The organism is Beggiatoa leptomitoformis (assembly GCF_001305575.3).
Classification (GTDB): domain Bacteria; phylum Pseudomonadota; class Gammaproteobacteria; order Beggiatoales; family Beggiatoaceae; genus Beggiatoa; species Beggiatoa leptomitoformis.
Genome location: NZ_CP012373.2, coordinates 506,161 through 529,778, shown reverse-complemented (window position 1 = coordinate 529,778; position 23,618 = coordinate 506,161). Strand labels below are relative to the sequence as shown.

18 protein-coding genes, 2 tRNA genes and 1 pseudogene are annotated in these 23,618 nt (G+C 40.7%); 9 read left to right on the top strand and 12 right to left on the bottom strand.

The genetic code is table 11. The annotated features are described in order from the left end of the window. Positions 1-44: 44 nt before the first annotated feature. A complete protein-coding gene (locus AL038_RS02270; RefSeq protein ID WP_062148399.1) occupies positions 45-1,832 on the bottom strand; it encodes an acyl-CoA dehydrogenase in 1,788 nt (595 codons plus the stop codon). Between the two features lie 667 nt (positions 1,833-2,499). Here AL038_RS02270 and AL038_RS18400 point away from each other — a divergent pair. The 3 genes and pseudogenes from AL038_RS18400 to trpA form a co-directional block, all read left to right on the top strand. After that, positions 2,500-3,129 (top strand): annotated as a pseudogene (locus AL038_RS18400) (phosphoribosylanthranilate isomerase); the annotation flags it as partial. A gap of 3 nt (positions 3,130-3,132) precedes the next feature. Further along, a complete protein-coding gene (gene trpB, locus AL038_RS02265) occupies positions 3,133-4,365 on the top strand; it encodes a tryptophan synthase subunit beta (protein WP_062155306.1) in 1,233 nt (410 codons plus the stop codon). 2 nt (positions 4,366-4,367) lie between these two features. Next, positions 4,368-5,165 carry a tryptophan synthase subunit alpha gene (trpA, locus tag AL038_RS02260; protein WP_062148396.1) on the top strand — a complete coding sequence of 266 codons (798 nt, stop codon included), beginning with the start codon at positions 4,368-4,370 and terminating at the stop codon, positions 5,163-5,165. Between the two features lie 199 nt (positions 5,166-5,364). Here the strand turns inward: trpA and AL038_RS02255 are convergent, their stop codons facing one another. The 3 genes from AL038_RS02255 to AL038_RS02245 form a co-directional block, all read right to left on the bottom strand. After that, entirely contained in the window at positions 5,365-6,231 is an 867-nt protein-coding gene (locus AL038_RS02255) for an OmpA family protein (protein ID WP_062148393.1), read from the bottom strand. Positions 6,232-6,258: 27 nt separating this feature from the next. Continuing rightward, complete coding sequence (locus AL038_RS02250; RefSeq protein WP_062148390.1) at positions 6,259-6,633, bottom strand: DUF4398 domain-containing protein; 375 nt, start codon at positions 6,631-6,633, stop codon at positions 6,259-6,261. A 312-nt stretch (positions 6,634-6,945) separates the two neighbouring features. Further along, positions 6,946-9,129, bottom strand: a complete 2,184-nt coding sequence (locus AL038_RS02245; protein WP_062148387.1) for a YgiQ family radical SAM protein — start codon at positions 9,127-9,129, stop codon at positions 6,946-6,948. A 426-nt stretch (positions 9,130-9,555) separates the two neighbouring features. On the opposite strand from AL038_RS02245, the gene AL038_RS02240 reads away from it, so the two are divergent. From AL038_RS02240 to AL038_RS02230, 3 genes are read left to right on the top strand one after another with little or no spacing between them, the layout of a single operon-like run. Continuing rightward, positions 9,556-10,008 carry an outer membrane lipoprotein gene (locus AL038_RS02240; protein ID WP_062148384.1) on the top strand — a complete coding sequence of 151 codons (453 nt, stop codon included), beginning with the start codon at positions 9,556-9,558 and terminating at the stop codon, positions 10,006-10,008. Further along, positions 10,008-10,769, top strand: coding sequence for a class I SAM-dependent methyltransferase (locus AL038_RS02235; RefSeq protein WP_062148381.1), 762 nt, complete (start codon positions 10,008-10,010; stop codon positions 10,767-10,769). The genes AL038_RS02240 and AL038_RS02235 overlap by 1 nt, the downstream gene beginning before the upstream one ends. Positions 10,770-10,797: 28 nt before the next feature. Then, positions 10,798-11,427, top strand: coding sequence for a DUF4337 domain-containing protein (locus AL038_RS02230; protein ID WP_062148377.1), 630 nt, complete (start codon positions 10,798-10,800; stop codon positions 11,425-11,427). A gap of 131 nt (positions 11,428-11,558) precedes the next feature. On the opposite strand, the gene rlmD is transcribed toward AL038_RS02230, so the two are convergent. The 8 genes from rlmD to AL038_RS02190 all read right to left on the bottom strand — a co-directional run bounded on the left by rlmD (position 11,559) and on the right by AL038_RS02190 (position 18,075). Beyond that, on the bottom strand, positions 11,559-12,890 hold the full coding sequence (rlmD, locus tag AL038_RS02225; RefSeq protein ID WP_062148374.1) for a 23S rRNA (uracil(1939)-C(5))-methyltransferase RlmD: 1,332 nt from the start codon (positions 12,888-12,890) through the stop codon (positions 11,559-11,561). Between the two features lie 45 nt (positions 12,891-12,935). Further along, complete coding sequence (locus AL038_RS02220; protein WP_062148371.1) at positions 12,936-14,759, bottom strand: ExeA family protein; 1,824 nt, start codon at positions 14,757-14,759, stop codon at positions 12,936-12,938. A 458-nt stretch (positions 14,760-15,217) separates the two neighbouring features. Continuing rightward, a tRNA-Cys gene (locus AL038_RS02215) sits at positions 15,218-15,291 on the bottom strand. A gap of 45 nt (positions 15,292-15,336) precedes the next feature. Then, a tRNA-Gly gene (locus tag AL038_RS02210) sits at positions 15,337-15,412 on the bottom strand. A gap of 43 nt (positions 15,413-15,455) precedes the next feature. Then, positions 15,456-16,157: a (5-formylfuran-3-yl)methyl phosphate synthase gene (locus AL038_RS02205; RefSeq protein ID WP_062148367.1), complete on the bottom strand. Its 702-nt coding sequence runs from the start codon at positions 16,155-16,157 to the stop codon at positions 15,456-15,458. Beyond that, complete coding sequence (locus AL038_RS02200; protein WP_062148364.1) at positions 16,154-16,717, bottom strand: DUF447 domain-containing protein; 564 nt, start codon at positions 16,715-16,717, stop codon at positions 16,154-16,156. The genes AL038_RS02205 and AL038_RS02200 overlap by 4 nt, the downstream gene beginning before the upstream one ends. A 90-nt stretch (positions 16,718-16,807) precedes the next feature. After that, positions 16,808-17,233: a TOBE domain-containing protein gene (locus AL038_RS02195; protein ID WP_062148361.1), complete on the bottom strand. Its 426-nt coding sequence runs from the start codon at positions 17,231-17,233 to the stop codon at positions 16,808-16,810. A gap of 44 nt (positions 17,234-17,277) precedes the next feature. Next, a complete protein-coding gene (locus tag AL038_RS02190; protein ID WP_062148358.1) occupies positions 17,278-18,075 on the bottom strand; it encodes a TOBE domain-containing protein in 798 nt (265 codons plus the stop codon). Between the two features lie 537 nt (positions 18,076-18,612). Between AL038_RS02190 and AL038_RS02185 the strand changes: the two genes are divergently transcribed. The 3 genes from AL038_RS02185 to AL038_RS02175 all read left to right on the top strand — a co-directional run bounded on the left by AL038_RS02185 (position 18,613) and on the right by AL038_RS02175 (position 23,585). Further along, the gene (locus tag AL038_RS02185; protein WP_083991394.1) at positions 18,613-20,157 is read left to right on the top strand and encodes a cation:proton antiporter; all 1,545 of its coding nucleotides are present in this window, start codon (positions 18,613-18,615) and stop codon (positions 20,155-20,157) included. Positions 20,158-20,258: 101 nt separating this feature from the next. Continuing rightward, positions 20,259-21,473: a glycosyltransferase family protein gene (locus AL038_RS02180; protein WP_062148352.1), complete on the top strand. Its 1,215-nt coding sequence runs from the start codon at positions 20,259-20,261 to the stop codon at positions 21,471-21,473. A gap of 114 nt (positions 21,474-21,587) precedes the next feature. Continuing rightward, positions 21,588-23,585, top strand: a complete 1,998-nt coding sequence (locus tag AL038_RS02175) for a hypothetical protein (protein WP_145917043.1) — start codon at positions 21,588-21,590, stop codon at positions 23,583-23,585. Positions 23,586-23,618: the final 33 nt, after the last annotated feature.

The following is a 23,618-nucleotide window of genomic DNA, read 5'->3' as shown; positions in this document are numbered from 1 at the left end:
AAGCGGTGTTATCCGTTTATTTAATTAGCGTTTAAATATGGATATTAAAACTGTTCTTCTTGTAAGGCTAAGGTACTTACCGCGCCATTCATTACACTATAAGCCAATCCACTGGCTTGCATTAACACATGTTCTGCATAAAACCGAGCCGTGATTAATTTAGCTTCATAAAAATGGGGGTCTTGTCCTTTTTGTAATTGGGCTTGCGCGATTAATGCGGCTTTTGCCATCTGCCAACCCCCTGTAACAATTCCAAATAAACGTAGATAAGGAACAGCAACGGCTGAAGGTTGTTTAGGATTTTGCGCGTAATTGGCTAATATCCATTCGGTTGCTTCGGTTAAAGCATGAATACTATCGGTAAATGCACGATGAATGGCAGCACAATCATCGCCTACGGCGTTAGCGAGTTCTGTTGCAACACCGCTCATTTCAGCAAGCAATACTTTTGCGGTCGCACCATTTTCACGGGCAATTTTTCGTCCAACTAAATCGCTGGCTTGGATGCCTGTTGTCCCTTCATAAATGGTGGTAATCCGTGCATCACGGAAATGTTGCGCCGCACCTGTTTCTTCAATAAAACCCATTCCACCATGAACTTGCACTCCTGTAGAAGTAATTTCAATGGAGGCTTCTGTACACCAGCCTTTAACGATTGGGGTTAATAAATCAACCAGTGCCATTGCGGCCTGCTGTTTGGTCGTGTCTGATTCAGCAAGGGCTTTATCCATATATGCGGCGGTTACATAAGCGACAGCACGCATGGCTTCAATTTGCGATTTCATCGACATCAACATACGGCGCACATCAGGATGTTTGATAATCGCTACCCGTTCCCCGCCTTTTACGCCCATTTCACGCCCTTGAGTACGTTCTTTAGCATAACGTAGGGCTTGTTGATAAGCGCGCTCTGCAATCGCAACCCCTTCTAATCCAACGGATAAACGCGCATGGTTCATCATGGTAAACATATATTCTAAACCACGATTTTCTTCACCAACTAAATAGCCGACTGCTCCCGCTTTGTCGCCAAAAACCATAACGGCAGTAGGGCTTGCGTGAATACCAAGTTTGTGTTCAATCGAGGTGCAATAGACATCATTGCGCTCGCCTAAACTGCCATCTGCTTTCACCAAGAATTTTGGCACAACAAATAAAGAGATACCTTTTACGCCTTCAGGTGCATCAGGGGTACGTGCAAGGGTTAAGTGAATGATATTGTCTGCCATATCATGCTCACCCCAAGTAATAAAGATTTTTTGCCCACTGATGAGATAATGGTCGCCATTAGGCACGGCTTTCGCTCGCACAGCACTTAAATCAGACCCCGCTTGTGGTTCTGTTAAATTCATTGTGCCTGTCCATGTGCCTTCAATTAATTTGGCTAAATAAACCGCTTTTAATGCGTCACTACCATGATGCGCAATGGCTTCAATCGCGCCTTGAGTCAACATTGGGCATAAACCGAAGGACATATTAGCGGCATGCCACATTTCGCTAACGGCGGTACTGACTAAAGCGGGTAAACCTTGCCCGCCAAAATCGGGATTACTGTGTAAACCATTCCAACCGCTTTCCACAAATTGCGTATAGGCTTCTTTAAAGCCCGTTGCCGTCGTGATAACCCCAGCTTTTAAAGTGTTACCTTGAATATCACCACTATAATTTAAAGGGGCAAGCACTTCAGAGGCAAGTTTATTGGCTTCGTCAAGAATAGAGGTGACTAATTCAGCCGTCGCATCTTCATAAATGGGATAGGTATTAATCGTTGATAAATCAGCTAATTCATTGATAACAAATTGCATATCACGAATAGGGGCGATATAGGTCATAATAAATCCTTTATTGCATTATTGGTTGTTATTTGTAAATGCGAATAAATTCGCACTGACTTGCGAGTGGTCTATTGTTGGTGGTGCTAAATAAGGATAAGTCATTTTCCTAATGAGAGATTGTCTGAATCAGGATTTTCAGGACTAATGGAATTTACCGCATTCTAAATGCTATCGCGCTTACGCCTATTAACACTGAAAACCCTAATTTAGATAACTATTATATTTATCCTTTTTTGTTTAGCACTCCCTAACGCTTTCCGTTTACGGAAAGGGAATGCTACAACGCCAAAAATTGTCGTTTATAATGATTACCCACACCGATTTTACTACTGTTGTTTTAAAATTAAGAGCGTTATATCGTCAAATACGTCGAATAGTTTTTTATCTCTTAATACGGAACATTTTGTTAATCCTGTAAATTCTGATTAAGATAAACGTTAAAAAGAAAAAATGGACAACATCACTCGAAACGATGGTATCCGTGCTATCTTTCAACGCATTAACCCATATAGGCTATGTTCAATAATATCTGAATGAATTTGTCTTCACAAAATGGTGATATAATTACGCGATACCCGTTTGATAACACTATAAACGAATATTAAAGTTATTAAACGCCATAAGTTATTCTCGTTGCCCTTAATATCAATATCGACTTTTTCCCATGACAACTGCTACGCCCTGTTCTGCCCGTGTGCGGGTAAAAATTTGTGGGATTACGCGCCCACAAGATGCTATTAGTGCGGCACTGCTTGGTGCGGACGCGATTGGTCTAGTGTTTTATCCCAAAAGTCCGCGCAACGTCTCTATTCAACAAGCCCAACGTATTCTGCAAACACTCCCTTCTTTTGTTACCGTTGTTGGCCTATTTGTCAACGCAGACGCTAAATGGGTACAGGAAGTTATACACAACGTTCATATAGACGTGTTGCAATTTCACGGTGAAGAATCGCCCAGCGAATGTGAATCCTACAACAAGCCCTATATCAAAGCGATACGTATGCAAGCAGATACCGACCTACACACTATCGCGACACGCTACGCGAGTGCGCAAGCGTTACTGGTTGATAGCTATGTAGAAGGTGTACAAGGCGGAACAGGCATTGCGTTTGATTGGCGACGGATTCCACGTAACTTATCCAAACCTGTGATATTGGCAGGGGGATTAACGATTAATAATATTCATCAAGCTCTTACCGTTTCTCATCCCTATGCGGTTGATGTCAGTGGTGGGGTAGAATCTTCCAAAGGTATTAAGTCGGCAGAAAAAATCGCCGCATTTATTCGAGGTGTATCCATGTCAGCGGCTACCGTTAGCGCGTTAGAAAATTTAGAATCAACCTTATTACCTGATGCACAAGGACATTTTGGAAAATATGGTGGACGATTTGTTGCAGAAACACTCATGCAACCCTTAGAAGAATTACGGATTGCATACGAAAAATATATGCAAGACCCTGAATTTCTAGCTGAATTAAATAGTGATTTACAACATTATGTGGGCAGACCCTCGCCGTTATACCACGCCAAACGCTGGTCAGAACGTTTAGGCGGCGCGCAGATTTATTTAAAACGCGAGGACTTAAACCACACAGGCGCGCACAAAATTAACAGTGCGTTAGGACAAGCCATTCTTGCCAAACGCATGGGTAAAACCCGCATTATCGCTGAAACAGGCGCAGGACAACACGGTGTTGCTACTGCCACAGTTGCCGCCCGTTTTGGAATGGAATGCGTGGTTTATATGGGCGAGGAAGATATTAAACGTCAAACGGTAAATGTGTATCGGATGCGTTTACTCGGTGCAGAAGTGCGTGCCGTTTCTTCAGGCTCAAAAACCCTAAAAGATGCATTAAATGAAGCCATGCGCGACTGGGTGACTAATGTAGATAATACTTTCTACATTATTGGTACAGTTGCAGGGCCACATCCTTACCCAATGATGGTGCGCGATTTTCAAACGATTATCGGACGTGAAGCCCGCCAACAGATTAAAATTCAAGCAGGACGGCTACCTGATGCAATTTGTGCGTGTGTTGGTGGTGGTTCAAATGCGATGGGTTTGTTTTACCCCTTTATTCACGATAAAAACGTGAAAATTTATGGTGTAGAAGCGGGGGGTGATGGTATCGAAACAGGACGGCATTCAGCTTCTTTAACAGCGGGTAAACCGGGCGTTTTACACGGTAATCGCACTTACTTAATGAGTGATGAAAACGGCTTAGTCATAGAAACGCATTCAGTTTCTGCGGGTTTAGATTATCCCGGTGTAGGACCTGAACACGCGTGGCTAAAAGACACAGGGCGTGCGCAATATGTCACGATTACCGACAGCGAAGCGATTGCCGCTTTTCACGATTTAACCCGTACTGAGGGGATTATTCCCGCTTTAGAATCCAGTCATGCTTTGGCATTTTGTAACAAACTCGCGCCCACCTTGAATAAAGACCAGATTATTGTGGTCAATCTTTCAGGACGTGGTGACAAAGACATTAACACCATCGCCACGTTGGAAGGGATTAAAATCTAGTTATGAATCGTTTACAAACTTGTTTTGCAACGTTAAAAACACAACACCGTGCTGCACTCATTCCGTTTATTACCGCAGGTGACCCACAACCCAGTATAACAGTGCCTCTCATGCACAAATTGGTTGAGGCAGGCGCGGATGTGATTGAATTAGGGATTCCTTTTTCTGACCCTATGGCGGATGGTCCTGTGATTCAACGGGCAAGTGAGCGGGCAATTCTTGCAGGCACACATTTATGTGATGTGTTGACGATGGTCGAAACTTTTCGTCAGCAGGATAAAAAAACACCTGTTGTATTAATGGGATATTTAAATCCAATTGAAATTATGGGGTATGAAAAATTCGCCCAGCGTGCAGAACAAGCTGGCGTGGATGGTGTCTTAACGGTTGATTTACCGCCCGAAGAATCAACAGACTTAGGGCAAGCATTGCGTAATCACCATCTTGCACCTATTTTTTTGCTTTCACCCACGAGTACAGAAGAGCGGGTAAAACGCATTTGTACCCAAGCAAGTGGCTATTTGTATTACGTGTCGCTGAAAGGGGTAACGGGTAGCGCGAATTTGGATACTGACGCAGTACAAGCGAAAATTACTAATATACGCAAATATACACAATTACCTATTGGCGTTGGTTTTGGTATTCGTGATGCAGAAACGGCAGGGAAAATTGCAAAAATCAGCGAGGCGGTAATTGTTGGCAGTGCTTTAGTACAACGCATTGAAACGACTGCACCAGAGCAATTATTAACGGTATTACCTGCATTTTTGCGGGAGTTAAGAATAGGAATGGATAGTTAAGTAGGATGATATAGCACCGTTAACACGGCTTTATATTGGTATTAGCTGTTTTTAGTGTGCTAAACAATGAAGGGAATTAGGTTCTAGTTAGAGCCTAATTCCCTTTTCTTTTTCAATCGTTTGCATCTGTAACTATTTTCAAAGACCTAATAGGGTTTAAAACTTATTAGGTCTTATGTATTTCACAGATAAAAAACGATTAGCGTAACACTTCGCCCGCGTTAAGAATGGTAATTTCTACACGACGATTTTGCTGACGACCCCCAGCAGAATCATTGCTTGCAATGGGTCGTGCTTTACCAAAACCACGCGCTAAAATGCGGTTAGAAGCAACGCCACGTTGAATCAAGGCAAAACGCACAGAATCTGCACGACGCTCTGATAACGTCATATTATATTGGTCACTTCCAACGCTATCGGTATGTCCTTCAACTAAAATATTTCTATCCGCATTTTGCTGAAGGAATAATGCAATTTTATCAATATTGCCTAATGCACCCGGCATTAATTCGGCTTTATTCGTCTCAAACAATACATCACCCAGCGTTAAAACTAACCCTCTATCCGTTTGTTTGCCTTTTAACTCAGCTAATTGCGCTTGTAACGCACGGGTTCTTTCCATCTCCGCTTCTAATCGTTTTCTCGCGGCTTCGGCTTCTTTCGCTTTTGCTTCAGCGTCTAAACGGGCTTTCTCTGCTTCTCGTTCGCGTGAAGAAATCACAACATCGCTTTTTGAGGAGGATAATTTATCGACTTCTGCCTTTGCCAGTTTAGCTTCACCAACGGCTAATGCGATTTCTGATTGACGCTTTGCTAAATAAGCCAATTGCTTCATATCCAATGCGTTATCAGCATTTTCTGCTTTTTGCAAGGCTTTTTCAGCATCATAGAGTTCTAATTGGGCTAATTTTGCTGCATCACTATTAGACTTAGCTTGTGTATAAGCATTACGGGCATCAGCCATAATACTGTCTTTTTCTGCAACACCACCGCAACCACTGAGTGCAAGAATAGTGGCAGCAACCAAAGGTTTTACAAAAGAGGGGGAACGACTGCATTTCAGCATGGGAATTCTCCTAGTTAGCTCAAACAGTTAGCGGGTAGCACGTTCAACTTCACGTTGTAAGGTTTCAATGCTTTTTTGCATTTCAACAGCGGCTTTGCGTGAGGAAGCCGCATCTGCTTTAGCTTCAGCTAATTTTGCATCCATTAGGGATTGGTCTGCTAGACGTTCCGCTAATTCATAATCTTTTTGTTGAACAGCCGTTTTTGCTTGCTCTAACTTGTCTTGTGCTTGACGCAGTTCAACATAATCACGAGCATCTTTTGTTTGTGCGTTAAGAATAAATGCTTCAGTCGTTGCCATTTTTTCAGTGGGTGGCTGTTTAGAAGCGCAACCACCAAAGAGAATAAAACTGCCAATCATTATAGGCATTCCTACCCAATGACGTAATTTTTTTGTTGTCATCGCGTGATTCCTTTAGATTCTGGTTAAAAAACAAGAATAATGGAGATTAAAAAACATGAGGTCTGATGTAGCTTATATTGTAACAATATCAGTTATGGGTGTGGATAGTTTTTTCAAGGTTGTGTGGGTTGAAGCACGGCGAGAGGCGTTTACTTCCCTTTTTAGAGAACTATCAAGATAATGCTATACAAGATACGCTTAGTTAAGATTAGTACAACAAACATCGTTGTTTGAATCAGAATAATCAGAATTAAAAGACTTTAATTTTTTCTTGTTTTTTAATTCTGAAAATCCTGATTCAGGCAGGCTTTATTACTTACGTCCTTTCGGTTTACCTTTTCCTATTGGGTTACTTCGTGCAGCGTGCGGGGTTTTCTTGGGTAAATTTGGAGCATTACGAATATGTTGCGTTGTAAATGCTGTAGGTTTACGAATGCCTTCACTTAATTCTCCTGTTCCTGCGGGCTGGTAATTGGGAATTAAATGTTGTTTACCGTTGCCAATTAAATCTGCACGCCCCATACGACGCAGGGCATCACGAAGTAATATCCAGTTATTGGGGTCGTGATAACGTAAAAAGGCTTTATGTAATCGTCGCGCTTTAATGCCTTTAGGAATGGCGACTGTTTCGCTATCACGGCGCACGGCTTTTAATGGGTTTTTGCCTGTGTGATACATCGCGGTTGCCATTGCCATTGGTGAGGGTAAAAAGGCTTGAACTTGGTCGGCACGAAAACCATTGCGTTTTAACCAGAGCGCAAGGTTTAACATGTCTTCATCGGTTGTTCCCGGGTGAGCAGCGATAAAATAGGGGATTAAATATTGTTCTTTCCCTGCTTCTTTAGAAAATTTGTCAAAGAGGCGTTTAAACTTATCATACGTTCCCATCCCCGGTTTCATCATTTTGCTTAAAGGGGCTGATTCGGTATGTTCAGGGGCAATTTTTAGATAACCACCAACGTGATGTGTCACTAATTCCTTAACATATTCAGGTGATTCTACGGCTAGGTCATAGCGTAACCCTGACGAAATCACAATTTTTTTAATCCCTTTTAAACTCCGCGCCCGCCGATAGAGTTTAATTAAGGGGGCGTGGTCAGTGTTCAAATTTGCACAAATTTCAGGATAAACACAGGATAAGCGACGACAAGCAGATTCAATGGTTTTACTTTTGCAGTGCAACCGATACATATTTGCCGTTGGCCCGCCTAAATCAGAAATAACCCCAGTAAAACCAGTTACCGTATCTCGAATCGTTTCAATTTCTTGAATAATAGAGTCTTCTGAACGATTTTGAATAATTCGTCCTTCATGTTCCGTAATGGAACAAAAAGTACAACCGCCAAAACAGCCGCGTGTGATAATGATAGAGAAACGTATCATTTCATAAGCAGGAATATTCGCACCCTGATAGCTAGGATGGGGTAAACGGGCGTAAGGTAATTCGAAAACATAATCCATTTCGGCTGTTGTGAGCGGAATAGGTGGCGGATTAACCCATATATCACGGTCGCCATGTTCTTGAATTAAAACGCGGGCATTGCTGGGATTAGATTCTAAATGTAATAAACGCGATGTATGGGCATAAAAAACAGGGTCACCGCTGACTTTAGCAAATGAAGGTAAACGAATGGCGGTTTTTTGGCGGTCGGTTTTACGCGAAGAAATCGGCTGAAAAGTCAGTGGTTTGGTTTGGCTTTCTGGTGTAATGTTTGCGGGGGTTGGCGTTATTTCATCATAAGGATTGATAGGGGCTTCAATCCGTGTCGCGCTGGGCGTGTCGATACTGGTGGAGTCTATCACTGTCCAACCGTCAGGCACACCACGGCGTATAAAGACCGTACCGCGTAAATCAGTGATGTCGCTAATCGCTTTACCCGCTGCCAATTGATGCGCTAGCTCAACTAAAGCTCTTTCTGCATTGCCGTACAATAAGATATCGGCTTTAGCATCAATTAAAATTGAGCGGCGAACCTTGTCCGACCAATAGTCGTAATGCGCAATACGGCGCAAACTGGCTTCAATCCCGCCTAACACGATAGGGACTTCTTTAAAGGCTTCACGACAACGTTGTGCATAAATTAAAACCGCACGGTCAGGGCGTTTGCCCGCTTCACCATGGGGTGTATAAGCATCATCGCTACGAATGCGTTTATCAGATGTGTAGCGATTCACCATTGAATCCATATTGCCCGCAGTCACGCCAAAAAATAAGTTGGGTTTACCCAATACACTAAATGCGTCCGCACTTTGCCAATCAGGTTGCGCGATAATACCAACACGAAAACCTTGGTCTTCTAACAATCGCCCAATAATAGCCATCCCAAAACTTGGATGGTCAACATACGCATCTCCCGTCACAATGATAATGTCGCAAGCATCCCAGCCCAGCACCTCCATTTCTGCGCGGGACGTTGGCAAAAATGGTGCTTTTCCAAAACGATGCGCCCAATATTTACGGTAAGCAGTGAGGGGAGTTGGGAGAGGCAAAGACATAATTAAAACCCGAGTAAAATACTAAGAGAATAAGTAGTGTAGCAAATTTTTCTATGGAAAGAAAAAAGTGCGCTAGGATAGCAGAAAATTTAACAACCGTGCTGAAAGAACAAGGTATAGCGGCAAAACTTAACTTTTCCCTAATCTTATCCGTAAACAGCGGGGAATTTTTTCATCTGTTATGTTGTTTTGCCTTATCAAATAATATTAATGTGATGACGCTCTCTATAATAAATTCTCGTGTGCGTTGTGCAATAAATCGCTGTTATAAGCAGTCTCATGACGTAACCTTTTTTCTAAAAAACGCATCAGGATCATATCGGATTAAAAACAGATGAATAATTGCTAAACTTATAATAAGGCTATATCGCTTCTTTTTTTAGAAAAAAATTGTAAATAATGCTATACAGCAAGGACTTATGATTTATGCGTATCTTACTTTTTTTCATATTTCTGTTTTTGAGTTTAACCCTGACTGCCTGTGCAACCAGCCGTTCTGGGTCAGTTTATACCCGTGACCAAGCCCGCCAAGTACAACAGGTAGAACTTGGCACAGTTGCTGCCGTTCGTTCTGTACTCATTGAAGGAACAAAAACACCTATAGGTTCAATTGGTGGTGCTGCGGTTGGAGCAATTGCAGGCAGTGCTGTCGGTGGCGGACGGGGAAGTGATATTGCTGCCGTTGTCGGTGGGATTGGTGGCTGGCTTTTAGGCTCTGCGGCGGAAGAAGGGGTAACCCGTCAAGACGGTTTGGAAATTACTGTGCGTTTAGACAGTGGTAGAACAATTGCGGTTGTGCAAGCGGCTGATGAAGTCTTTAAAACGGGTGAGCGGGTTCGCTTAGTATCTGGTGATGAAGAATCCCGCGTTGTGCATTAATGACAATTGCTATTTTTCCTAGTAAGTTAGAACTTTCAACAACTGCCGCCCAATTTGCGGCAGTTTTTCGTTTACCCTTGCTCAATGAATTACCTGATAATCCAAATCTTATTCTACATTTAACCGAAAACTACTTGGAATTACGGGATTTTACGAGTAAAGAAAAAGGCGTTTATGTTGATTTTGTGGGTGGGCGGTTGGGTTATCGTCGTCAACATGGTGGTGGTAAAAATCAACCCTTAGGGCGTGCGGTTGGACTTAAAAAAGGTATATTGCCTCGCATTGTTGATGCAACCGCAGGATTAGGACGAGATGCGTTTATTCTTGCTTGTTTGGGTTGTCAGGTAACGATGGTTGAACGTTCTCCCGTTATTGCCGCTTTATTATATGATGGTTTGAAACGAGCCAGACAGAATACAGAAATAATTGATATTATTGAAAATATCAGTTTGATTCATCAAGAAGCTTGTGCTTATTTAACTTCTTTAGGGGCAGAAGAAAAACCTGATATTATTTATCTTGACCCGATGTATCCACATCGAGATAAAAGTGCATTAGTTAAGAAAGAAATGCGGATATTCCGCCATTTAGTAGGGAACGATGATGATGCGGATGATTTATTACAAACGGCACTCATGGTTGCAAAGCAACGGGTTGTCGTTAAACGTCCACGCCATGCAGTATTTTTAGCCAATAAACAGCCGACCGTTTCCATAGAAAGTCCTAACACACGTTTTGACGTGTATGTCGTTACTATTTAATATAATTTTTGAGAAGAGCGTTATCATCATGGATATTGAATTACCTGAAGTAAATAATGAAGATAGATTTGAAAAGCGGATAGGAATCGTTTTAACATTTTTTGCGGCTTTATTAGCTGTTAATGATGTTGGTGGTGACCGTTTTGGCACAGACGAGTTATTAGCACACAGTGAAATGGTTTCGGCTTATCAATGGTATAGCGGTAAAAGTATTAAAGAAGACATGGTTGAAGGACGACGTGATTTGTTGTTAATGTTGGTTGAATCAGGTGCAATTGCGCCAACCCATGCCGATGCTGTGCAGAAAACAGCGGATGCGTTGAAAACGGATATTGAACGTTATAAAAAGGAAAAAAAGGAAATTCTTTTTGGCTCTAGTGTTGTTGGGGAAGCGAATTGGGTACAAGAAGTTGAGGGGCAGTTAGGACAAGTCACTGGGGCAAAGCAGTGGGAAAGTCAAACAAAAACATTGAATTTAGCGGGTGATAAATTTGATGCCGCAACGCTCTTTTTGCAATTATGCTTAGTGATGGGCGCATTGAGTTTGTTGTTAAAAGCACCCAAGCTAAAGCATTTTTTCTTCAGTGTGATGGTTACTTTTGGGTTAATAGGCGGTGTCTTTTCTGCGTGGGCATTTTCTATTGCCTTGACTGTATAGCCTTTATTTCTGTCTGTTGTGTAGAAAATGGGCAGTATTATGCCCATTTTTTAGTTGAGTTTAATATTTTAACTATTTAATAAAGCAAGAATTTTTCGCTGTACGCTATATGCAATAGTATTTTATCTTTTTCAACGTACAAACAGTGCGATTGACTCAACATGTGCTGTATGTGGAAACATATCCATTACGCCCGCTTTTACCAAACGAAACCCCTTTGTATTTACCAGTTCACCCGCATCACGTGCTAATGTTGCAGGATTACAAGATACATAAACGATACGTTGTGTGTTGGTCATGGGTAGCTGTTGAATGATTTCTAATGCACCGCTACGGGGTGGATCAAGCAAGATTTTTTCATAATCGGCTTGCATCCAAGGTTGTTGCAAAGTTTTATCTGCTAAGTTGGCTGCATAGTAGTGAACATTATGAATATTCTGTTGATGGGCATTGGCTTCTGCCCGCAAAAGCAAATCATTATCCCCTTCTACACCAATAACTTGCATTGCTCGTCGCGCCAGCGGTAATGTAAAATTACCCAAGCCACAAAATAAATCCAGTACTGTTTCATTTGCCTGCGGGGCTAACCATTCAATGGCTTGCGGAATCATTTGCTGGTTAATACCTGTATTAACTTGTGTAAAGTCATACGGCGCAAAGGTGAATGATAAAGATTCTGTCGGCAATTGATAATGTAAACTGGTCAGTGGCAAATCAGGGGGGTATAGTGGCGTAACGCTATGAATTTTCCCTGGTTGTAGGTAAAAATAAAAGTCGTGCGCTTTTGCAAAGTCAATAAGTTTTTGTTGGTCATCATCACTGAGTGCGGTTAAGTTGCGAATAATGATGGCTGCGTGAGTGTCATCAATAGCGACTTCAAATTGAGCAATTTGTTCTTTTGCTTCTAATTGTTCAATTAAATCCCGTAATGCACTAATCTTTGCGCCAACAAGTGGATGTAATACATCGCAATGACGAATATCTGTTAAAAATCCGCTGTGATGTTCTCTAAAACCAACAAAAACCAGTTGTTTTGCCCGAACAAACTTTACACCCAAGCGGGCTTTACGCCGATATCCCCATACATCAGCACGTAATGGTGGCACAATTTCTTCAGGTTCAACTTTACCAATATGTTGAAAATGTTCTAATAATGTTGCTTGTTTGTGTTGAATTTGTGCCAGTGGTTCTAAGTGTTGCAGATTACATCCGCCACAAACGCCAAAGTGTTGACAACGGGGGCTTACTCGTTGTGGTGAGGCTTCTAAGACTTCTACGACAGTACCTTCGTCATAACGGCTTTGTCGGGAAAGATAACGAAACATTACCTTTTCCGCAGGTAATGCACCAAAGATAAAAACGGTTTTGCCTTCTACATGTGCAACACCACGTCCATCATGGGAAAGATTTTCAATTGTCGCAATAACGGGTTCTTGAGGAATATTTTTTCTACGGCGGGTCATGGATGCGCTTCAGGTAGGGGGTGCATAGAAATGCACCTGTTTTAATTATTCTGTTACTGTAACGGCTGGTTGTGTATCTGTTTTGAGAGAAAGTAATGGTTTTTCATTAAGCAAGGCATTTATTTTTAAATAAGAAGATTCGCCAACAACACCATCTGCATATAAGCCGTATTTTTTCTGAAAAGTAATTACTTGTTGTTTAAGTGCATTATCAAATGTTGGTGATACTGTTTTCATGTCAACAGGTGTATTTAAGACTCGATTTAAGCGTTCTCGTAGCCATAAAACATCATTCCCTGACATGCCTTTTTTTAGCACGACCATCGGTAAACGGGGTGGTTTCCACAGTAGGAGTAATTGCCCAGCCCAGTGAGCATCAATTTTTTTTGTTGTATAGTCAAATAGCTGCCCGTTAAAATTTAGGGTGGCCGTTTCTTGGTCTAAACGGGTAATAACGACATGATGTTGTTTACCATCTTCTGCGGTTAATTCAATAACAGCAGGGCTATTTAAACGGCGTAAATCATCCCATCCACCTGTTTTGTAAAAACATGCCCAACCTTGAGTTGCTGCTTTATCACAAGCAGTTGTCCCTGTTAATTGTTCATAGTTCATGCCCCATAAGGCAAATAAGGTATTAAACGCTGATTTTGTGTCGCTTGCTACCGCTGGATTTTTTAACACACTGGACAATTCAGGTGATGTTGTTGATGCAGGTAACGGTAAAGGAGGGGCTGGCGTTGTTGTTGGTACAGATGTCGTTGTGGTCGTGATTGGAATGCTGGCATCAACGGCTCGATGATCGGGGGATAGCGTTGTTATTGCGGGTAACGGTGTTGTCCGTGTGGTTACAACAGGGGGGGTTGTGGATATGTTGATTGTTGATGTTGGCGTAGCATTATTGGACGGAACATTATTATTTTTTTGTTCATTTGACGCGGTATTATGCAAAAAAGGCAGTGAAATGGAAGGAAGTTGCATTGCTCCCCAGACACTTAAACCTAATAATAAGGTCACTGCTAATCCCCATCCTATCCAACGCATGGATAAATAAGGGTTAAATTGTTCCCCGCGAACTTCTCGGACAGCTTGACGTACAACACCTATATCTACAATGGTTTTACTATTAACATAACCACCCAGTAGCGAGCGGTCACAAATAATATTGATTAACCGTGGAATTCCACCTGTTCTTTGGTAGATATAATGAACAGCAGGGCGATTAAACAAAGGGCGGCGTGCGCCACTAATCGCCAACCGATGATTAATATAGGCTTGAGTATCTTTGAGCGAGAGCGGTAATAGATGATAGCGTGCAGTAATTCGTTGGGCTAACTGACGGAGATTATTACGTTTTAAGATTTGATTGAGTTCGGGTTGTCCAACCAAAACAATTTGTAAAAGTTTTTGGCTATTCGTTTCTAGGTTAGTTAAGAGGCGAACTTGTTCTAATACATCAGGACTTAAGTTTTGAGCTTCATCTAAAATTAAAATTGTCTTACGTCCGACTGCATGTGCCGTAAGTAAGTAATTATTTAACGTATCGATAAAATTTTTGAGGGAAAAAGAACGATCGTAATTGAGGCGTAACTCATCAAAGAGAGAAGCTAACAATTCTAGCGGAGAAACACGCGGATTTAATAATAAGGCAACATCGACGTTTTTTGGCAGTTGTTCGATTAAACAACGACAAATCGTCGTTTTTCCTGTACCAACTTCACCCGTTAAGAGGGTAAAACCTGCATTTTCATTCACGCCATAAAGCAAATGCGCTAATGCCTCACGATGACGCTCACTAAGATATAAATAATGGGGGTCAGGCGTTAGAGAAAAAGGCGTTGCAGTTAAACCGAAATGGGTGGTGTACATGAGGAGCAATCAACAATGAACTAATCAATCAACAAGCTGTTCCATACGTCTTTTGGAAAACGTCGTTCCAGTCAATTGAATAATTGTTACTGTGGAAATGGTGCCCGGGGCCGGACTCGAACCGGCACGGTGGGTTCAGCCAACCGAGGGATTTTCTTACCCGCTATAGCTTTCGCTACCGTTCATCACGTTTGGGGTCTGGACTCTATCTTTACCTTTTACAAAACACCGAGGCATTTTACAGTCAGGTAGGAGCCGTATAGTCTCTACACTTTCCCTTTTCAGGGCTTAGCTCGGTATTGCCATTTGACAGGTTTCACCGAATTAGACTCCATTCACTTAAAGATTTCGCTCTAAGTGCTCAAATTGTTTAAGTCCCTTGCGTCTACCAATTTCGCCACCCGGGCGAGGCACTCTGATAAGAATATTACTAATTACATCTACTGCATTACAACACGTGGAGGCTGATGACGGAATCGAACCGACGTACACGGCTTTGCAGGCCGCTGCATCACCACTCTGCCAATCAGCCTAAAAATCGCTTTGACGGTTCAGTATTTAGATTGAATCTCTAAATTGGAGCGGGAAACGAGACTCGAACTCGCGACCCTAACCTTGGCAAGGTTATGCTCTACCAACTGAGCTATTCCCGCATCGTCATAAGAAGCCAACATTATAGCAGTTCTATTTAGTCTGTCAAGCAACTTTCAATTCTTTTTTGCAATTGTGTATTGCTTCACGAATTTGTTTCACTGCACCAATCTGTAAAACGGATTGTCTTTGTTGTGCTACACACAATGCACCGCGAAACCCTAAGTAGAAGGGTGATAATAGCATTAGCTGTGAAATTTGTGCAAGCCCTATTGAACCCGCTAATCCATTTATTAAGCCAAGTATTTGGGCTTTCTGAATAAAAACTTTAAGCGTTTGTTGATTGAGATGTTGCGTTAAATTACCTGCTTGTTTATTCGCCGTATCTAGCATGACTCCTGCAAATCCTGCCCGTGCAAAATGACAAAGACTGTTTAAATCAGGTTGTTGATCAGCAAATAAAACAGCAATGAGTTTCCCACCTTGTTGTGTAAGCGGTTGTAATATTTCAATACAGTCTAAAGATATTTGTTTGCCCCAAAAACCAATTTTTACGTAATCTACGCCATAACACATAGTTTGTTGCACGGCTTGATAGAGAATATCAGGTTGCATGGGCAAATCGCCCACCGTCGCGCTGGTTGGAACACGTTGTTGTACGAATTTTACAATAGATTGAATAGTAGGTGCAGGCAAAGCACCCAATGCGCCCGCTAACGGATTTTTTAAATCAATAATGTCCGCGCCACCTTGTAACGCACAATCGGCTTCTTCCACATTCATTACACTGGCTAATAATCGCGTCATTTAGAGATTTCCTGTTGATAAGCCTTGTATTTATCCATTAACCATTGCCATGCCTCGCGTTCACGTTCCCCTGCTGTTTTTTCTACAGCAATTTGCAAATGGTCTAATTCTTTTTGGATTGTCGCTAAGGGTAAGAATTGGAGTCGACTAATAAGAATCGCGGCTTCAATAACTGCCGATTGGGCACGATTAAAACCACGAAAAGGGGCATGTGTTGCATTATGTAAAATTTTGCAATGAAAACGAGGACGTATAGCATCTGCTTCTACAACGGTAACTTGTACTTCTGCATGACTTAATGCCGCAGTTAAAACATGTCCTTGAATAGACTGTGCAGGATAACTTGACCACTCGCGCCGTCCCGTTAAACAACCCGCAAAAATGCGTACGTCATCACAAAAATTTATCACTGCTTGCGCGTTTCGCTCTAAGTTTTCTAAGGTTCGACAAGGGCGAAAGGGGGCGATAATGAGGGAATCTGCCTGCCAATGAATACCCAGTGGGGCTGGGTGCGCACTGCCATCCGCATTACAAGTGGTAATAATAGTTTCATAAATCATAACGTTGATGTGCCAAACCACAAATGCAACAAAAGGAACTGCCCATTTTAGGCTAGTCCCTTTAGTTGCGACAACGTTTATTTTGTCGGTTTATTCTACAGCAAGGATAACGCTGCTAGATTTGAAAATTGCACATACTGCGCCACCGTCTTTCAGACCTAAATCGCTTAATGCATCTTCGGTAATTACAGATTTCAGCGTATTGCCACCCGCTAATGTAATGCTAACGACCGTATTAACAGCACCTTTTTCAATGCTCGACACTTTACCTGTCAGGTGGTTTCTGGCACTGAATTTCAGTTTGGTATCGGCACTAACGAGAATAACTTGGGGTGCTTTAATCAAAGCAATGGCGGATTGACCTTCTTTCAAGCCTAAGCGTTCTAAACTGCTGAGAGTAATAGAAGCAACAACTTCCAAATCGCCTGCTAATTTTAAAGCGACTTCGGCATTCACTGCCCCTTTAGCAATCTTTGCGACAGTTCCCGTAAATTGATTTCTTGCGCTTGTGTACATTTTTTTATTCCCTTGCAAAAGTTTAAAAGAAAACAATGATAAAACTACTCTTCCACAGCAATAATAACGCTACTGGATTTGAATATTGCACAAATAGGCTCACCTTCTTTAACACCTAAATCAACCAATGCCTCTTCAGTGATAACTGCTTTCAACGTGTTACCACCTGCTAAGTCAATTGTTACTGCAATATTTACCGCCCCTTTTTCAATATTAGACACCTTGCCACATAAGTGATTACGCGCACTAAACTTTAATGTTGTATCCGCTCTGACCAACACAACTTGCGGTGATTTCACTAATGCAATGGCAGTTTGTCCGTTTTTCAATCCTAACTGTCTGACGCTATCTAATGTAATAGCAGCGACAATTTCCAAATTACCCTTTAATCTTAAGGTAACTTCGGCATTAACAACGCCTTCTGTAATATTGGCAACCGTGCCTGCAAACTGATTTCTCGCGCTAGTTTGCATATTTAAGCGACGCATAAATTGATAAAGTTGATCGAAATTTTCAATTTTCTGGTTCAGTTGCTCTAAAAACTGTTGATGTTCCGCTTCAAACTCATGAAAAGCCTTAATAAGCTGACGTGCATAATCGGTTAATTGCGACCCGCCGCCCCCTTTTCCACCCGCAACACGGATAATCAACACTTCTGGCGCAAGATTATTCATTAAATCAATAGAATCCCACGCCCCTTTATAACTCATCCCTACCGCTTTTGCTGCCTTAGAAATGGACCCGTATTCACCAATTTTTTCCAATAACTGAATACGACCAGGCCCTGCAAAACTGCGGTCTTCACGGTATAACCAAATGAAACCCTGAATTTTTGTTGTCACTTAATCAACTCCGTTACTGTTGTGTTAAATATACTACTCTCATTATAAAAAATCAATAATATCTATTTTAAATAAATTACTTGTTATATTTAACAGTAATATCAATAAAAATCAATATTATAAACAAAGAATGTATGAAAAATATAAAATAAATATAAAATAAGTAATAGCGTTATTAAATTTATAACTGATTGTTTAATTTTAATTAAACTATAAAAATCATTTATTTCAAAAATACGCTATTAAATTAATAATAACGAATGAATTTTAATTTTTTAAAAAATAGTAGTATTTTAACAAAAACGCTATTTTTACAAGAATAGCGGTAACGCCTGTTATATCCACTATTGCATAACGCTATTACTGTAAGGTAATACCAACTGTTTTAAAAAACCATAATGTATAAGCAGTGTATCTTCCTATTAATACAAGACTATCAAAAATAACCACTGATTATTAACATGAGTAGGTGATATTCAACCAAATTCACCCTAGAATTAATGGGCTTTTTTATTCCTAAAAATCGAGAAAATTTAAATGAAGAGATTGTATTCGTATCTGCTTGTTTTCGTATTGGCTGTTTGCGCTAGTCTATTAATTAGTGGTCATAACGTGTCGTTTTCTGATGTTTCTGCAATCGCGGTCAATACCGTACAAGCAGCGGATGTCGCGGAAACACATGGAAATAGTGACAGTTCGGGACACCAAGACCCTTTTGTACCCATTTTAGTCCTGATTGGCGTTATTATTATCGCGTCCACGTTGGGACGTTGGGCGGCGGGTAAATTTAATCAACCCTCTGTCCTTGGTGAATTAATTATTGGTGTCTTAATTGGCAATATTGGATATTGGGTAGGGGCAGATTTCTTCACTCTACTCATGCACTTAAATAGTGTTAATGAAATTACATCGCTTGTTTGGAATTCAGGTGGCACTGTTAGTGAAGCCATTCATAAAGTCTTTTCAACTGATGCCTTAAAAGAAGGACAAATCGGCGCGCAATTTACTGAAATACTAACAAAAACAAGCAACGCAACCCACATGCTTAGTATGCTCAGTGCTATTTGGATTTTTTCTAACTTAGGCGTGGTTTTATTGCTTTTTATGGTGGGTTTAGAATCTACCGTAGAAGACATGCTAAAAGTGGGGGTTCGCGCGTCTCTTGTGGCAGTATTAGGCGTTATTGCACCTTCTTTCTTGGGATTTATTATTGGCGAATTAATTCTGACAGACACACCGACAACGGTTCATTTATTTATTGGCGCAACATTAGCGGCAACCAGTGTTGGGATTACAGCACGGGTTTTTAAAGACCTGAAAATGATGCATATTCCCGAAGCAAAAATTATTCTTGGTGCAGCCGTTATTGACGACGTATTAGGCTTAGTCGTCTTAGCGATTGTTATCGGTATTGTTGCAACAGGTGAAATACATCTGGGTGAAGTTGCGTGGATTGTCATCATGTCCACCTTATTTTTAGGGATTTCGCTAATTTATGGGGAACGCTTATTCCACTGGATTATTGTTAAAACCAGTCATTTTGAACAAGATGAAGATGCAACTAAACTGCTTTACCCCTTAACCCTTGCGTTCTTCATGGCTTGGTTAGCTAATTTAATCGGCTTAGCTGCGATTGTTGGCGCGTTCGCTGCGGGTTTGCTGATTAAAGAAGAGTTTTTCCAACACAAAAACCAATTCTCAGAAAAAACCATTCACGCGCTTATTTATCCTTTAGAAAAACTATTTGCGCCTATTTTCTTTGTTTTAATGGGGATGCAAGTAGATTTAAGCACATTCCTTAAATTTGACACACTGCTGTTAGCAACAGGGCTTACCATTGCGGCAATTGTCGGTAAATTAGTGTCAGGTTTGGTCGCGGGAAAAGTGGATAAATTATCTATCGGAATTGGTATGATACCGCGTGGTGAAGTAGGGTTAATTTTCGCAAGTATTGGTAAAGGGATGGGAATTATGAATGATTCAGTTTTCTCAGCCGTTGTTATTATGATTATTGTGACTACATTAATCACCCCTATCGGTCTGAAATGGTCACTTGCGCGCCATCAACAGCCCGCACAATAAATTCCGCACTGTAAAAAGTTGCTAAATTGCAAAACGACGGATACTATCAATAACACCCTGATAGTATCCGTTTATATTTATCCACTAACGACAGATTGCTCATGCGTGGCAGTAAAATTCTCGTTATTAGCTATTACTTTACGCCCCAATTACACACAGGGGCATTTCGTAATATGCAGTTTCTAAGACATTTTCGAGATAATGGTCTCAATGCCGTTATTTTAACCAATGCCCTCACGACTACGCCCACAAAAATATTACAAGCTCCTGAGCGTTATGCAGAATTTCCTGTATTTCGTATCAGTACAACGCCCGTATATTCGCTATGGAAATTACTTTTACGCGCTTTTAAAAAGCTATTGAACACAAAAGACTTTATTAATGAGTCCTATCATGCTACTGACATTAACCCTGAGTGGTTACAAACCGCATACAAAAAAGCAATTGAATTAATTAAAGAATATCACTGTGATACTATTTATATTGCCGCGCCTCCTTTTGGCACGCTCCTCTTAGGATACTGGTTAAAGAAAGCAACAGGTTGTCATTTAATTATTGATTTACAAGAAGAACATACAGATTCAACACCGCTACAAGCGCAACTAGAACATCGTTGCCTAACTGAATGTGATGCGCTTATTGTCAACTCATGGAGTTATTGGACGCATTACAGCCAAAAGCTAAATAAAGAAAAAGTTTTTTTAATTTTTGATGGCTATGATGATATTTTTCGTTTATCTAATGAATCTTCTCAACATATTGTTTTTACTTTGTTTTATATGGGGACATGGGATGCATTGCGCTCCCCCCAAAAATTGCTTGCAAGTTTACAACGTTGCCAATTTCCTTGGCGGTTGATTTCTGTTGGTAGCACTAATCACATTCTTAACGAACAAGCCTTAAGATATCATGTACATGAGCATCTAACTTGTGTCCCCAGTTTAGCAAGAGAAGAGCTTTTACCCTATTTACAGCAAGCACACCTTTTATTTATCACACGAGAATTACCCAATGGTGCGCAATGGGATAAACAGATTTCAAACAAAATCTTCAATTATCTTGCGACAGGTAAACCCATATTGGCACAAGTGCCATTAGGCGATACTTATGATTTTCTACAAAAATATGCCCGACAAACCGCATTAATACTGCCTGACGAAATAGATGGGTTATATAACAGCTTACAAAGCTATTACCACTATTGGCAGGCGGGTAATTTACACAAAGATAACAATCCCGATTTTCTACAATTATTTGATGGTAAAACAATTACGCGTAAATTATCCACCGTTTTTCAAATGCTACAACAAGGCTAACTCCTTTGTTTCACTAAAGTTTTATTAGAAAAATAGGTAGGCATGCAAGTGTATAACCGATTATCCAGAATATTAATTCTAAGCTTATGTTTTTTTACAGGTAATGTGTTTGCAGTGACTAATTTTAAAGTCACCATTGGCAATATCAGTGCGTCCACATGGCAAGCGCAAAATCTTTCCCTTGAATTAAAATTGTCGGCAACCGAAAAAAATATAGCAATCACAGCACAAGCCCGCCAATTCAGCCCGCCAACATTTAAACAGCCCTTAGAAAACCTAATTTTTCTTTGCAATAAAATGCTTTACTCGCCCGAACAAATCGCCTGTTCTAAAGCAACACTCACTATTCCGCGTTTATTAGACAGTCCAACAACACTGGTTTTTAGTTATTTACCCAATCCCTTAAAAATAGAAATAACGCTTAATCAATTACTAAATGCAGGTAATCTCAATGCACAACTGCTTTATCAAATTGATAATTGGAAAGCAAGTTTAATGCTAAAAAACCTTAACTTAGGACTGCTAACGGAGAAGATTAACCCTTTTATTGCATTACCATTAGACTTAGCTTTAGAAGGCATTGCCACTGTTAATGCGACATTTTTAGGCGCGAATCAACTGCAAAAAGCCGAGATAAAAACCACGCTTAACACGTTTAAGTTTACGGAAAATACAGGCTCAAAAGTAGGTGAAAAACTTGCTGTAGATTGGACAGTTAGCGCGGAACCCAGCACGGCCAAGCAACAACAAGAATCAGGTTTAGCAATACAATCCACGCTCAAAATGCGCACGGGTGAACTGTATATCCAACCTGTTTATCTCAGTTTTCAAGAAAAACCCTTGAATATTGACAGTGAATTACTCTGGTTTCCATCGCGGTTAATTATAAAACGGTTGCAATATGCACATGAAGGGATTGGAACTGTCATTGCGACAGGTGATATAGACCTAGCAAATGGATTTAATATTAATGCTTTATCCGCACGCCTGCCATTAACAACACTTTTACCCATCTATACCCATTATGTGCAACCCATTTTTGAGGGGAATTTATTGGCAAAATTGACGGTTGAAGGTGCGTTATCACTAAACCTTTTATTAAGCAAAGATAGATTAAAAATTAGTGGTGGTTTAAGTAATATCGTGCTTGAGGATATAGAGAAAAAATTTGGTTTACGCCGTTTAGTTGGTACATTTGAATGGGATAGCAAAACAGCGGATAAACCCACAAATGTTAAATGGGATAGTGCTTATGTTTTATCAGATATTACAATGGGTTCAGCACAACTTTATGCTAATTTAGGGGGTGAAAAAATTCAATTATTAGCCCCGTTAAAACAACCTATTTTAGATGGCGTGTTTCGCGTAGATAGCTTTGATTTAACAGGAGGATTTGGTGAAAAAATGTATTGGGAGTTAAAAGGTCTATTACAGCCCATATCTATGCAAGCTATTAGTAAAGTCTTAAAACTGCCGTTATTAAATGGTTATTTGGGTGGCACAATTCCTTCTATTCGTTATCAGCAGGGCGTTATTACTATTGGCGGTGTACTACAACTAAATATTTTTGATGGTAAAATCTTGGTTCAGCGCATGACCTTAGAATCACTTTCCACCGCACCTGTTTTAAAAGCAGATGTAGAAATCAATAAAATTAATTTAAAAACCCTAACAGATATTACAGAATTTGGTGCGATTCAAGGGTTATTATCGGGTTATGTGCGTAATTTGTATTTGGTTAATTGGCAACCAGTGACCTTTGATGCTTATGTTGGTACACCAGAAGAGCAAAGCATGACGCGCAAAATTAGTCAAAAAGCCGTTAATAACTTATCCAATTTGGGCGGGGGGGGTGCAATTGATGCGTTGTCGCGTGGTGTATTAAGTATTTTTGAGAACTTTTCCTATGAAAAATTAGGCTTAGGTTGTCGGTTACAAAATGGCACTTGCACCATGTGGGGGGCAGAAACTGCACCAAATGGTTATTACATTGTAAAAGGAGGCGGACTGCCACGTATTGATGTTGTTGGCTATAACGAGCGGGTTAATTGGTTAGTATTGTTGGCTCGTTTAGCGTCCATTACGAAAACCAGCGCGCCTGTCATTAAATAAGCATTTTCTGGGTGCGTGCTTTAACCTTAAGCT